The organism is Providencia sp., from assembly GCF_003533305.1.
Classification (GTDB): Bacteria; Pseudomonadota; Gammaproteobacteria; order Enterobacterales; family Enterobacteriaceae; genus Providencia.
Genome location: NZ_DOEH01000009.1, coordinates 58710 through 72137, shown reverse-complemented (window position 1 = coordinate 72137; position 13428 = coordinate 58710). Strand labels below are relative to the sequence as shown.

Sequence of the window (13428 nt, the reverse complement as noted above, 5' to 3'; positions counted from 1 at the left end):
AGGGGCTGTTAGCATAAATAAGTGGTTAACCTCGTAACCTTTCCCATAACGATTGTTCTTGGTAATCCTGTCGGAAGAGTCCTTTTTCTTGTAATTTCGGAATCACTTGCTCCAGAAATAAATTTAATGATTGCTCTGAACCACAAGGTAATGCAATAAAACCATCGCAAGCTTGGCAAGCGCTCCAATTTTCAATTTCATTAACCATGTCATCTACAGTACCAATAATACGCCAATGGGCGGAACCATTTACTTCTGGAGAGGCCAATAACGCCTTAACCGTGGGTTGATTACGACAAATAAACCGCCGCAATAACTGCGCATGTGTTTGGCTATATGATGAATTAAAATCCGTCTGGATCATCGCTTCGGTTACAATGGTATCGAGGGATAACGACGATAAATTAATACCAATTAATGATTCTATATAGCGAAATTGTCTGTTGAAGTCAGGTGTCGTATGCTGCTGTTCAAAACACTGATATGCTTCTTCACGTGTCGCCGCTATATAAAAACTTAAACCAGGTAATACTCTTATACTATTTACATCTCGCCCCATTTGTTGCGCTCGCTCTCTAATATCACGGCGAAATTCAATGGCAGAATCAATATCGGGGGTTGCGGCAAAAATACCGTCTGCAGTAGAAGCGGCAAAGTCTCGCCCCGCCTCTGATGCTCCAGCTTGAAAATAAGGAATTTTAGCGGGATAAGCTGGAATATTTAACGGGCCTTGAACCTCAAAAAAGCGCCCTTGATGCTCAATAGGTTTTATTGGTTGTTGAACCCTATCCGCTCTACCCTTATTTTCTAAGCTGCTATGCGGATAACTTTGCCAAAGTGCTTCCAATACTTGCGTAAACTCCTTTGCGATTTCATATCGCTCCTGTGAATCAGGTAAAACTTTTTGACCAAAGTTTTCTTGGCCTTTCAAGGCAGTAACGATATTCCAGCCTATCCGTCCCTGAGTTATCCAGTTTAATGACTGTAATTGTCTAGCTGCTATAAATGGTGGATAAAATAAAGTGGATAGTGTCGAAATAAAACCAATATAATCAGTTTCTTGTACAATAGCGGCTATTAATATCGAAGGGTCTAAACCACCAAAAGCCGGTGATTGATTCAATATATCAATATTTAAAAAAAGTGCATCAGGTCGAAATAGAAAATCTAGTTTTGCAACCTCCGCACGTTTGGCTAGATTCATATAATAAGGTAATGAAAGAATTAGCGCCTTATTTACATCTTGATTTTTCTCGTTCTTAGTCGATAACCAAGTCGGTGATAGCGACAGACCAATACAAAGTGATTTTTGTGTATTCACACGCACATTTCCTATTTTATCCAATCACATTGTTGCTAATGATATTAGTTATGATTATCATTAACAATACTATTCATTGTGTTAATAATTACCCGCTTAATTTGGAAATCTGTCATGCTAAAAACGCTTGCCTGCACTATTTTATTGTTTTTATTTACTCATTTTTCGAGTTACGCGGTCTCAAATACCCAAGTTGGTGCCAATAGCCAATCATGGCCTCGCACCTTTACCAGTGTAGACGGTTCCTCTGTCGAAATTAAAACTCAGCCTAAGCGTATCCTATCTGCTTCAGTTTCCATTACAGGAACCTTACTGGCAATTAATGCGCCTGTAGTCGCAAGTTCAACAGCAGCAAATGGTCAGTATTTTGCCCAATGGGATCAACTTGCGAAAGAAAAAGGTATTGAAAAACTTTGGCCCGCTGGCAGCGTTGATTTAGAGATGGCTTACTTAGTCGCACCTGATTTAATCATTGTTTCAATCAATGGTGGTGATACGGTTTATCCACAAGTGGCACAATTTCAACAAATTGCGCCTACAATTATATTGGATTATGGCAAACAAGGCTGGGAAAGCTTAGCCGTACAATTAGGTCAAGCAACAGGTATGGAGCAACAAGCGGATGATGTTTTACAACGCTTTAAAACTTTAGTAACTGAAAGTAAAAATAAGCTTAAAATACCTAAAGGTGAGGTTAATATCGTTTCCTACTTTGGCCCCGGTACAGTCAACCCCATTTCATTAACAACCAGCCCTCATGCAATTTTGTTACAACAACTCGGCTTCACCATTGAAAGTGCAAATATCAATTGGCAGCCCAAAGATAAGCCTGTTTCTGACTTTGTTTGGGCACAATACGAACACTTAACTCAATTAACCGCACCAACAACCTTTTTAATGAGAGGAACCGAAAAAGAAGCCGAAACATTTATGGCAGACCCTATCCTTGCAAATGTCATTTCAGTAAAAAATAAACAAGTTTATGGCCTAGGCGTGAATTCATTTCGTGTTGATTATTACAGTGCCCAAGAGATGATTAATGACATTGTCTCGCGTTTTGGTCAGTGAGACTTAAGCCAATGTCTTCCATTAATCTCCAAACAAATTGGGGAGTACGAGGATGTTTTTTACTCTTACTCCTATTTGCCATAATAAGTTTATGTGTAGGTAGTCGTTCTGTTGATATATCAACTACATGGCACGCATTTACGCTTTTTGATCCTCAAGATAGTGAACATCTTCTTGTCCGTTATTTACGATTGCCTCGCACGTTACTCGCTATTGTTATCGGTATTGCTTTAGGTGCTGCGGGGACGTTAATGCAAGCCCTCACCCGTAACCCTCTTGCCGACCCTGGATTATTCGGTATTAATGCAGGTGCAATGGTTGCTATTGTTTCCGTTATTGCACTCACTGGCATCACTGATGTTACCGTATATATGTGGTTTGGTCTGCTCGGCGCATTTTTAGCTGGAATTGCCATCTACCTTCTTGGTGGTATCCGCCAAGGGTTAAATCCTGTAAAAATGGTCTTATCAGGGGTTGCCCTGTCAATAATCTTACTCGCGATTACCCATATGGTAACCGTCAATAGCGATGAACGCGTATTTGACCAATTTAGGCACTGGGTTGTCGGCTCTTTGCAAGGTAGAAGTTTTGAGGTACTTTTCCCGATTTCGATTTTAGTGGGAATAGGCAGTATCCTCGCCTATTCATTAACAAGATCATTAGATATTGTCGCTTTAGGTGATGATTTTAGCCAGACGTTAGGCACAAATCAAAACCGAGTCTGGTTACTTTCAACTACGGCCATTGTATTACTCGCAGGTAGTGCAACCGCAGCGGTTGGCCCCATTAGTTTTTTAGGATTAACGGCTCCCCATTTTGCTCGACGTCTAGTCGGAAGTGAATATCGGCGCATTCTTCCAATGTCGATGTTAATAGGTGCAACACTCATGTTAGCTGCGGATTGCTTAGGGCGGATAATTGGCGCACCGAGTGAAATTAGTGTCGGCATTATGATTTCATTAATTGGTGGTCCATTCTTTATCTACCTCGTAAAACGCTGGCGGATCATAATATTATGAAATATGAAAATAATAAATTGAGTCGGCACAATCGCACCCTAGTTTTGCATTTTCGTTCATTTTCATGGGTTTTCACACCTCGAGATATGTTCATATCTACCATTTTATTCCTATTAATTATGTCATTAAGCTTTTGGGCAATCACGTCAGGAAAATTCCCTATCAGCTTCACGACGTTAATCAATATCTTTACAGGCGAAGAACACGGAACGATTCAACAAAAAATAGTCATGGATATTCGATTGCCACGTTTATTAACTGCAATCGGTGTTGGTGCAGCCCTTGGTATTTCAGGTGCAATTTTCCAATCTATTTCGCGAAATGTTTTAGGCTCTCCAGATATTATTGGTTTTACCACTGGCGCGGCAACTGGCGCACTACTGCAAATAATTATCTTTAATGGCAGTATTTCCGCTATTGCTTTTTCGACTTTAGCGGGTGGATTATTAACCGCATTATTGGTGTACCTTCTATCATTTAAAAATGGGGTAATGTCAGGTTATACCTTGATCCTTGTCGGTATTGGTATTGGTGCTATTTTACACGCTTTTAATAGTTTTTTACTTGTTAAAGGTAATATTGATAATGCAACTATTGCCAATTTGTGGCTTGCTGGCTCACTCAATGCCCGAACATGGTTCCATGTATACCCTATTTATATTGGCTTACTGTTATTAATTCCCTTTATTGTTCTATATGCCAAATCGCTCACTTTAATGGAGATGGGGGATGATATGGCACAACAACTAGGCGTGAATGTCCCGAGAGTACGTTGGATGATGATTTTTAGTGCAGTCATACTTGCCTCATTAGCAACGGCTTGTGCAGGACCTATCGCATTTGTGGCACTTGCAGCCCCCCAATTAGTTATCCGGCTAAACCACTCAGGCAAACTACCGATTATCGGTTCTGCACTGATGGGTGCGTTGTTACTGACCTTTGCCGATACACTTGCTCAGCAATTACCTTTCAATGTCATGATGCCTGTTGGCTTAATGACTGGGATCATTGGAGGAGGCTATTTACTTTGGCTATTAGCACGAACACAGAGGATCTAGTTAATAAAAATAATCCGTCATCATACTAATAATAAGTTAGATATTTTTTAGGGATGTATTTTCAGAATAGTAATCCACTATTCTTTTTAAGACTGGAAATAATAAGGGCAGCTTACAAATCATCTTGTACCATGCTAATAGCATGAAAGGAAAAGATTAATGTCTGGTGTTTTTACTCTATACACAAAAAAAACAACGATAACAACAATGGTTCAAGCCGCCTTAGTGACGACACTTTGGGCCATACCTCTCACCGTTAGCGCACAAGAGATTGAAAAAGAAACTACCGTTAACGAAAATAAAAAACGTGATAGCCAAGGTGATGTATTAATTGTTACAGGCGAAAAATTAAATAAATCTATTTATGACACAGGTTCTAGTGTCACGGTTTATGATTTTAAACAAATTGAAGCTATTCCAAATGCAGACGTAAATACGCTCTTACAGATGACACCCAATGTTGTTGATACCGGAAATAGTAATGCCCTTCCCGCTATCCGTGGTGTTGATGGTTCTGGCCCAGCACAAGGGGCTATCGCCTTCTTAGGTGGTACCCGCCCTCGTGTCAATTTTTCAGTAGATGGCCGTTCATTTACCTATAATGAGTTTGGTTATGGTGCACAATCACTTTGGGATGTTGATACAGTTGAAATTTTTCGTGACCCACAAAGTTATGTGCAAGGCCGTAATGCGATTGCAGGAGCTATTTTAGTCAAAACACTTGACCCCACGTTTTATTGGGAAGGTGCGGTAAAAGGCGGATTAGGGCAACAAGGCTCACAACAAACTGCGGCGATGGTTTCAGGCCCATTAATTGATGACAAACTGGCATTCCGCTTTACTGTCGAGAAACAAGAACGTGAAAGTTTTACAAAAATGGATAGCTATTCCCCCGCAGGTAACCCCCGCGATATTGAATCAACAACAATCCGTAGTAAGCTTTTATATGAACCTCTTGATATGCCTGAATTTAAAAGTAAGTTAACGTTTAGCCATCTTGATAGTCGGTCGCCACAAAATGAAGCAAAAATGGCCAGTAACTTAGCGCCAGAAGCACCAGCACGTTTCCGTCCCGTTATTGAGCGCAGAACCACCAGCGGTATATGGAACACTTCATGGGAAACGAATGAAAATATCACACTAGAAAATACGCTCATTTATACCGACTTTACAACTCACCGCTTAACCAAAGCACCAAGCCCACGCGCCGATATTGAAGCAAAAGAATTTGAACTCGAACCCATGGTTCGTTTTAAAACTGACGATGAAATACTCAGTGGAATAGTTGGTTTGCGTTATTTTCACTCAAAACAAGATGAATTTGTGAATTTATTCGGTGGCAGCTATTTCGATGATAAAACCAATACCGCATCAGCTTATAGTTCACTGACTTACACTGTGGTCCCTGAAATTGATATCACATTATCGGGTCGTTTTGAGCGCGAACAACATACACGTAAAGGTGGCAGCTCTACAGTGATGATTGATTTTGATGAAACCTATAATACATTTTTACCTAAAGCTGACTTAGCATGGAAACCTGCAAAAAATCAAACGGTTGGGTTTGCTGTTGGGAGAGGCTACAACGGAGGAGGCGCAGGTGTCACATTAGGAAAACCGATTGTCACTTACGTCTACTCCCCTGAGTATGTGTGGAACTATAGCCTCTACGGGCGAAATAGTTTGCTTGATAACAAATTGTCTATTATGACCAACTTATTTTATAACGATTACAAGGATATGCAATTACCTTTCTATCTAGGTCCTGATTCAACAACTATTCGTAATGCGAAAAAAGTAGAAACCTATGGTGCAGAATTAAGTATTGCTTATCAACCTATTGAATCATTAGAGCTCAATACGGGAATAGGATTATTAAAAACGAAAATTAAAGATTTTGGCGATAGCGGAATTGAGGGCAAGGAACTTGCTCGTGCACCTAATTACACAGCAAACATAGGGGCAAAATATCAATTAACCGAATCGATTGACGTTAGTGGTAATGTACAGTTCTCTGGCGATTATTTCTCTCAATCGAATAATACCGAGACCTCTAAAGTCGACTCATTTTGGCTTGCTAATCTACAGTTAGGTTATGATTTCAAATGGGGACGTACAACCCTTTACGCACAGAATCTATTTGATTCTGATAAACGTATTCTTATTCCAGATAACAACATTGAAACTGCAATTTATCAGCGCCCTAGAATGCTAGGAGCTACTGTAGAATTACGCTTCTAATCATGATTAATAAAGGTGTTAGATTAACCGACACCTTTAATATTTGTTTATTTTCAGATTTATTCGTTCTCAAACAAAGATAATAGAATCCTTCATGAATATTAACCGATTACAAACGCACAAATTAAAACTGGGGTATCAAGAAACCACTATTTGCCAAGATATTTCATTAACTATTCCAGATAAACAGGTCACGGTGATTATTGGTCCTAATGGCTGTGGTAAATCGACTTTACTACGCAGTTTATGTCGTTTACTCAAACCATTGGAAGGTCATGTCTCTCTTGATAATTTACCCTTATCTCATTATCCAACTAAAATTCTTGCACGCCAAATTGCGCTACTACCACAAACCATGCAAGCGCCTCCCGGTATCACCGTGATAGATTTAGTGGCGAGAGGTCGTTTTCCTTACCAAGGTCTAATTCACCAATGGAGCCATGAGGATAAGAACGCGGTAGAAAATGCAATGCAAGTGACACAAACCACCGAATATGCAAATAAGCCCGTGGAAGCTTTATCTGGTGGACAACGCCAACGTGTTTGGGTAGCGATGGTATTAGCACAGCAGACAGAAATTCTGTTATTAGATGAGCCTACCACTTATCTCGATATTTCTTATCAAATTGAATTATTAACTATTTTTCAATTATTAAATCAAGAACAAGGACGCACTATTGTGACAGTGTTGCATGACTTGAATCAAGCTTGTCGCTATGCAGATAATTTAGTTGTGATGTTAAAAGGGCAAATATTTGCTCAAGGGAAACCGCAAGATATTATTAATGAGCAGCTCATTCAACAAGTCTTTAATTTAGCCTGTTTAATCATTCCCGATCCTATTACTGGTACACCAATGGTTGTTCCCCGATAAATATAGTCAAATTTTTATTTTTGACATAAAAACACCCCAATATTAAAACCTAACATTGGGGTGTTATTGACGATGCTTTTTTGAATTATTAGGCTATTTCAACCCTAAAAATAAGGTAAAATATTACTCAAATTCATTCCAAGAACGACCATCACGAGCGATCATTGCGACAGAGGCAATAGGACCCCATGTCCCCGCTTGATACGGCTTAGGTGGCTCATTATCCATTGCCCAAGCATCCATGATTGAGTCAACCCATTTCCATGCCTCTTCAACTTCATCGCGGCGAACAAACAGCGCTTGAATACCACGCATTGCTTCAAGCAATAAACGCTCATAAGCATCAGCAAGGTGCGTCTGGTTAAAAGTTTCGGAGAAGCTCAAATCGAGTTTTGTGGTTTGCAAGCGGTGCTTATGATCTAGCCCCGGCGCTTTATTCATTATTTCGATATCGATGCCTTCATCTGGCTGTAAACGAATAGTTAGTTTGTTCTGAGGTAAATCTTGATAACTTTCAGAGAAAATGTTCAACGCTGGTTTTTTGAAATAAACAACTACTTCGGAACATTTTGCCGGTAAGCGTTTTCCTGTACGCAGGTAGAATGGAACTCCTGCCCAGCGCCAATCGTCAATATCCACACGTATCGCAACAAATGATTCCGTTGCGCTTTGTTTATTCGCGCCATCTTCATCTAAATAGCCTGGCACTTTTTTACCTTGCACAAAACCACCAGTATATTGTCCACGTACCGCCTTTTCGCGTACATTAGTGTGGTCAATACGGCGTAATGAACGCAGAACTTTAACTTTTTCATCACGGATACGGTCAGTTGTGAGATCTGCAGGCGGTGACATCGCAATCATGGTCAAAATTTGCAGTAAATGATTTTGCACCATATCACGCATTTGACCCGCTTGATCAAAATAACCCCAACGCCCTTCTATACCAACTTCTTCTGCAACTGTTATCTGGACATGATCAATTGTTCGATTATCCCAGTTATTAATGAATAACGAGTTAGCGAAACGCAATGCTAATAAGTTTAAAACCGTTTCTTTACCAAGATAATGGTCAATACGATAAACTTGGCTTTCATCAAAATATTTTGCAACTTCATTATTGATTTCTTGAGAAGATGCCAAGTTCGTTCCTAATGGTTTTTCCATCACCACGCGGTTTGGCATTTTATTTAACCCTGCATGACCAAGCCCTTGGCATACTGCGCCAAAAGTATTCGGTGGCATAGCAAAATAATGGATTGCAGGCTGACAATCTTGTTTCAGCATCTCAGCCAGACGTACAAAGCTATCCGTTTCGTTAACATCTAAATTACAGAAATCTAAACGCGCACTTAATTTCTCCCAAAGTGCGGTGTCAAGTTTCTCTTTTAAAAATTCATCTAATGCATGTTTAACGAATTCGATATAATCGCTCTGGCTCCATTGCGCCCGACCCACACCGATAATACGTGTATCAGGATGGATGTAACCTGCTTTTTCTAGTTGATATAAAGAAGGAAGCAATTTACGACGAGCGAGATCTCCCTTAGTACCGAAAATAATCAAGTCACAAGCTTGAGCAGCTTTATTTACCGCCATATTGGTTCTCCTCAATTTGCGGAATTTAGAGCCTATCCCATTAGGCATAATGTTAATGCTAATTTGAATCCAAATCGCTAAAAAATCAAAGCATACACTGATACATAGCAGTTTTTAAGACGACCTAATTTCAATTTAGCGGGTAAAAATAGCCTAATGGGATAGGCTGTTATTGTCATTTTGTTAAAAATTAGCGCTACTTCTTGCTAATGTACCTTTTTGCAAGTGCTCAGTAAATATTGATGATGCAGCTCACAGTTTTTATGCTGAAAAAAACAGCAAATCACTAGGCATTTTTAGTGTCTTTTATCTCTACATTTAATTTATAAGCTAAATAAAATTCACAATTGAAATAAAACAACAAAATATGTAGTGAGTTTACTGATATGAAAATTAGATACTGGTCAAACTTTCACAAAAAATCAGTCATTTATTCCCTATGGCTAGATAACTCACCGCTAACACATAGTATATTTTCATTTATACAGACTGCCTTTAAAACTATAACCAATAATTAGCACAGGATATCGTGATGGCAGAAAAATTTCTCCTTTTGATGAAATAGGCACTTTTGCTATATGAATATTTTAGAACAAATGAAAACCAGTCTTGATTTTTTGAGTAAATCTGAAAAAAAAGTTGCTGAAGTCATTTTGGGTATGCCACAAAAGGCCATTCATCTCAGTATTGCCACCTTGGCACAACTCGCTGAAGTCAGCGAACCTACTGTCAATCGATTTTGCCGTAAAATGGATACCAAGGGCTTTCCTGATTTTAAACTACGTCTAGCGCAAAACTTGGCGAACGGCACACCCTATGTTAATCGGCATATAGAAGAAACCGACACCGTTAACACTTATACGCATAAAATATTCGAATCAGCAATGGCGGGATTAGATAATGTCAAACACTCGCTTGATATCGGCGCCATCAATAGAGCAGTTGATTTACTAACACAAGCACGCAAAATTAGCTTTTTTGGTTTTGGTGCATCTGCTGCCGTAGCACATGATGCAATGAATAAATTCTTTCGCTTTAATATTCCTGTCATTTATTTTGATGATATTGTGATGCAACGTATGAGCTGTATCAATAGTAGCGAGGGTGACGTCATCGTACTGATTTCTCATACAGGAAGAACCAAAGCATTAGTGAATATGGCACGTTTAGCGCGTGAAAATGATGCAACAGTCATCGCCATTACCTCAGAAAATTCCCCGCTGTCACAAGAGGCCACACTTTCTATTATCATTGATGTCCCTGAAGATACTGATATGTACATGCCAATGGTCTCTCGTTTAGCACAATTAACTGTGATTGATGTTTTAACGACGGGTTTTACTTTAAGAAGAGGCGAAAAATTTAGAGATAACTTGAAACGCGTCAAAGAAGCATTACGCGATTCGCGGTTTGATAATGCATGAAACAGATAACTGTTCAAATGAAGCTGTTTTCTTCGCTTTTCAGGCTTTAATACTTTTACAGTCCTGATAGCATAAAATAATTAGCAGACTATAATAGCTGTGCTCGTGTCAGCATCACTATTTGCAGTAAACAGGTTTCGAAATGGGGTGAAACGGTTTCATCCTTTTATCAGTACCATTACAGGTCAACGGAGTAATACATGTCTAGACGCCTTAGAAGAACTAAAATTGTTACAACACTAGGTCCAGCAACTGATCGCGATAATAACCTCGAAAAAATCATTAATGCTGGCGCTAATGTTGTTCGCCTTAATTTCTCTCACGGAACTCCAGAAGACCACATTATTCGCGCTAATAAAGTGCGTGAAATCGCCGCTAGATTGGGTCGCCACGTTGCTATCCTCGGTGATTTACAGGGACCAAAAATTCGTGTTTCAACCTTTAAAGATGGTAAGGTTTTCCTCAATATTGGTGACAAATTCACATTAGATGCAAACTTAGGTAAAGGTGAAGGCGACCAACAAAAAGTCGGTATCGACTATAAAGGCCTACCTGCTGATGTTGTTCCTGGTGATATTTTATTACTTGATGATGGCCGCGTTCAATTAAAAGTACGTGAAGTTCAAGGGTTACAAGTCTTCACTGAAGTCACTGTTGGTGGCCAACTATCAAATAATAAAGGCATCAACAAATTAGGTGGTGGTCTTTCTGCTGAAGCATTGACTGAAAAAGATAAAGAAGACATCAAAACAGCCGCAAAAATTAATGTTGATTATTTAGCGGTTTCTTTCCCTCGCTCAGGTGAAGATTTAAATTATGCACGTCGATTAGCACGTGATGCAGGCTGTGAATGCCAAATTGTCGCAAAAGTTGAGCGAGCAGAAGCGGTTGCTACTGATGAAATCATGGACGAAGTGATCCTTGCATCTGATGTTGTTATGGTTGCCCGTGGCGATTTAGGTGTTGAAATTGGCGATCCTGAGCTTGTCGCAGTACAGAAAAAATTAATCCGTCGTTCACGTCAATTAAACCGTGTTGTGATTACTGCGACACAAATGATGGAATCGATGATTACTAATCCGATGCCAACGCGTGCTGAAGTTATGGACGTTGCTAACGCCGTTCTGGATGGCACAGATGCCGTCATGCTTTCGGCAGAAACTGCTGCAGGTCAATACCCAGCAGAAACCGTAGCAGCAATGGCTCAGGTTTGCTTTGGCGCAGAAAAAATGCCAGGTCTAAATATCTCTAAACACCGCTTAGATGCAGAGTTTAACAGCCCTGAAGATGCGATAGCCATGTCAACTATGTATGCTGCAAACCACCTTAAAGGGGTTAAAGCAATTATTGCAATGACGGAGTCTGGCCGTACAGCACGTATGATGTCACGTATCAGTTCAGGTTTACCTATTTTTGCTATGTCTCGCCACGAAAAAACCTTAAACCAATGTTCACTTTATCGTGGTGTGACCCCTGTATTTTGTAGCACCCATACCGATGGAATTGCAGCTGCAAACGAAGCGGTAACTCGTTTACGTGATAACGGCTATCTAATGACAGGCGACCTTGTACTTGTCACCCAAGGTGACTTGATGGGCACTATCGGTAGTACCAATACTTGCCGCATATTAGAAGTCGAATAAATAAACGAAATAGTAAGCCAATATAACTAATCTAGGGGGGCTAGCAATAGCTCCCCTACTTCTTTTCTTTTTACTGCATTTTTTCTAATCTTGCCCGACTCAAATAAATATTTTTCGATATTTTGAATCTAATAAGTTTAGTGATATTGCATGTTAAACTGCAACGTGCCATTTGCTTTGCCTGACTTCATTATCGACGAGGTTTGAATATAAGACGCTTCAAGTGGAATGCTATATTGTCCAGTATTATTGGATTCTAAAATTGTCATTTGTTGGTTTAATTTAATCGGCTGGTTATTATATTTTATTTGTATCCCATATCCTTTTGCTGTGTGGCTGCCATTAGGATCATTTAATGCGATAGTTCCTGGTGTTTTATTCAAATCCGCAGTACCAATAAAGGTAATTTTAATCGGCGATATAGGGTCGCAATCTAAATTAATTTGAAAGTGACGTTGGCTGTTAGCACTTGTTGAACCAACCCCAAAAAAAGTTGATTTATCCACTTTACCGAACGGAACTGTAATTGTTTTATTAATAATGTCACAGCCACCCGATACCACATTTATAGGTCCCATCCAGATGTTAGGTTCTAGATTTCCATTACTATCTGAAGTAATAAAACCATTATTATATAGCACTAACATAGCAGCTCGTGTGCTTGGTAATATTTGAGTTTGAACGCGATCTCTGATCTTGTAAAATGCAGCTCTTAACGTCACCGAATAATAATTAGAACGACTCATTGTGCCACAAAGAATACGATTACTTAGATTATCATCTTTGGTATTTACACCATCTACGTAAGCGCCACCAGAACAGGGAGAATTAACGCTACCATATAATACAAATCCAATACCTGAGCGATTTATCTCTTTGACATAAGCGCCTCCTAACATTCTTGTATTTGTTCCAACAATAACCGGTAAATAAATGCCAACCTCAGTCATTCCGGTCGCATTCCACCAAACCCAAGGCGTGTATGTTCCTAAATCAACAGAATCTAAATAGCTATTAATCGGTGCCGTTCTTGGTACATAAATAGGTGATAATATAGGTACTGTTCGTGATGTAAATTCAGCACTAAACTTGGTTTTAACGTTAGCGCTAAATTCTGCATGCACTAATTGAGAATATATAAAAGCCAATACACAACTAGCAGAACCTAATTTTATCATAAC

Annotated in this window: 10 protein-coding genes; 7 read left to right on the top strand and 3 right to left on the bottom strand. The window is 39.5% G+C overall.

Annotated elements, in window-relative coordinates:
* Positions 1–25: 25 nt before the first annotated feature.
* Positions 26–1321 carry an NtaA/DmoA family FMN-dependent monooxygenase gene (locus DD649_RS03025; protein ID WP_294103468.1) on the bottom strand — a complete coding sequence of 432 codons (1296 nt, stop codon included), beginning with the start codon at positions 1319–1321 and terminating at the stop codon, positions 26–28.
* A gap of 114 nt (positions 1322–1435) precedes the next feature.
* On the opposite strand from DD649_RS03025, the gene fepB reads away from it, so the two are divergent.
* The 5 genes from fepB to DD649_RS03000 all read left to right on the top strand — a co-directional run bounded on the left by fepB (position 1436) and on the right by DD649_RS03000 (position 7581).
* Positions 1436–2389: a Fe2+-enterobactin ABC transporter substrate-binding protein gene (gene fepB / locus DD649_RS03020; RefSeq protein ID WP_336428993.1), complete on the top strand. Its 954-nt coding sequence runs from the start codon at positions 1436–1438 to the stop codon at positions 2387–2389.
* An 11-nt stretch (positions 2390–2400) separates the two neighbouring features.
* A complete protein-coding gene (locus tag DD649_RS03015; protein WP_336428992.1) occupies positions 2401–3408 on the top strand; it encodes an iron ABC transporter permease in 1008 nt (335 codons plus the stop codon).
* Positions 3405–4466 carry an iron chelate uptake ABC transporter family permease subunit gene (locus DD649_RS03010; protein WP_294103461.1) on the top strand — a complete coding sequence of 354 codons (1062 nt, stop codon included), beginning with the start codon at positions 3405–3407 and terminating at the stop codon, positions 4464–4466. The genes DD649_RS03015 and DD649_RS03010 overlap by 4 nt, the downstream gene beginning before the upstream one ends.
* Positions 4467–4625: 159 nt before the next feature.
* A complete protein-coding gene (locus DD649_RS03005; RefSeq protein ID WP_294103459.1) occupies positions 4626–6707 on the top strand; it encodes a TonB-dependent receptor in 2082 nt (693 codons plus the stop codon).
* Between the two features lie 94 nt (positions 6708–6801).
* Positions 6802–7581 carry an ABC transporter ATP-binding protein gene (locus DD649_RS03000; RefSeq protein WP_294103457.1) on the top strand — a complete coding sequence of 260 codons (780 nt, stop codon included), beginning with the start codon at positions 6802–6804 and terminating at the stop codon, positions 7579–7581.
* A gap of 123 nt (positions 7582–7704) precedes the next feature.
* On the opposite strand, the gene zwf is transcribed toward DD649_RS03000, so the two are convergent.
* Positions 7705–9180, bottom strand: a complete 1476-nt coding sequence (zwf, locus tag DD649_RS02995; protein WP_294103455.1) for a glucose-6-phosphate dehydrogenase — start codon at positions 9178–9180, stop codon at positions 7705–7707.
* 578 nt (positions 9181–9758) lie between these two features.
* Between zwf and DD649_RS02990 the strand changes: the two genes are divergently transcribed.
* Both DD649_RS02990 and pyk read left to right on the top strand, forming a co-directional pair.
* On the top strand, positions 9759–10604 hold the full coding sequence (locus tag DD649_RS02990) for a MurR/RpiR family transcriptional regulator (protein WP_336428991.1): 846 nt from the start codon (positions 9759–9761) through the stop codon (positions 10602–10604).
* A gap of 200 nt (positions 10605–10804) precedes the next feature.
* Positions 10805–12247, top strand: a complete 1443-nt coding sequence (gene pyk, locus DD649_RS02985; protein ID WP_294103451.1) for a pyruvate kinase — start codon at positions 10805–10807, stop codon at positions 12245–12247.
* 137 nt (positions 12248–12384) lie between these two features.
* On the opposite strand, the gene DD649_RS02980 is transcribed toward pyk, so the two are convergent.
* The gene (locus DD649_RS02980) at positions 12385–13425 is read right to left on the bottom strand and encodes a fimbrial protein (protein ID WP_294103449.1); all 1041 of its coding nucleotides are present in this window, start codon (positions 13423–13425) and stop codon (positions 12385–12387) included.
* Between the last annotated feature and the right edge of the window lie 3 nt (positions 13426–13428).

Excerpts from the sequence above, each read along its gene's own strand:
- fepB (WP_336428993.1), top strand. The coding sequence starts at position 1,436 with ATGCTAAAAACGCTTGCCTGCACTATTTTATTGTTTTTATTTACTCAT.
- DD649_RS03015 (WP_336428992.1), top strand. The coding sequence starts at position 2,401 with ATGTCTTCCATTAATCTCCAAACAAATTGGGGAGTACGAGGATGTTTT.
- DD649_RS03010 (WP_294103461.1), top strand. The coding sequence starts at position 3,405 with ATGAAATATGAAAATAATAAATTGAGTCGGCACAATCGCACCCTAGTT.
- DD649_RS03005 (WP_294103459.1), top strand. The coding sequence starts at position 4,626 with ATGTCTGGTGTTTTTACTCTATACACAAAAAAAACAACGATAACAACA.
- DD649_RS03000 (WP_294103457.1), top strand. The coding sequence starts at position 6,802 with ATGAATATTAACCGATTACAAACGCACAAATTAAAACTGGGGTATCAA.
- zwf (WP_294103455.1), bottom strand. The coding sequence starts at position 9,180 with ATGGCGGTAAATAAAGCTGCTCAAGCTTGTGACTTGATTATTTTCGGT.
- DD649_RS02990 (WP_336428991.1), top strand. The coding sequence starts at position 9,759 with ATGAATATTTTAGAACAAATGAAAACCAGTCTTGATTTTTTGAGTAAA.
- pyk (WP_294103451.1), top strand. The coding sequence starts at position 10,805 with ATGTCTAGACGCCTTAGAAGAACTAAAATTGTTACAACACTAGGTCCA.
- DD649_RS02980 (WP_294103449.1), bottom strand. The coding sequence starts at position 13,425 with ATGATAAAATTAGGTTCTGCTAGTTGTGTATTGGCTTTTATATATTCT.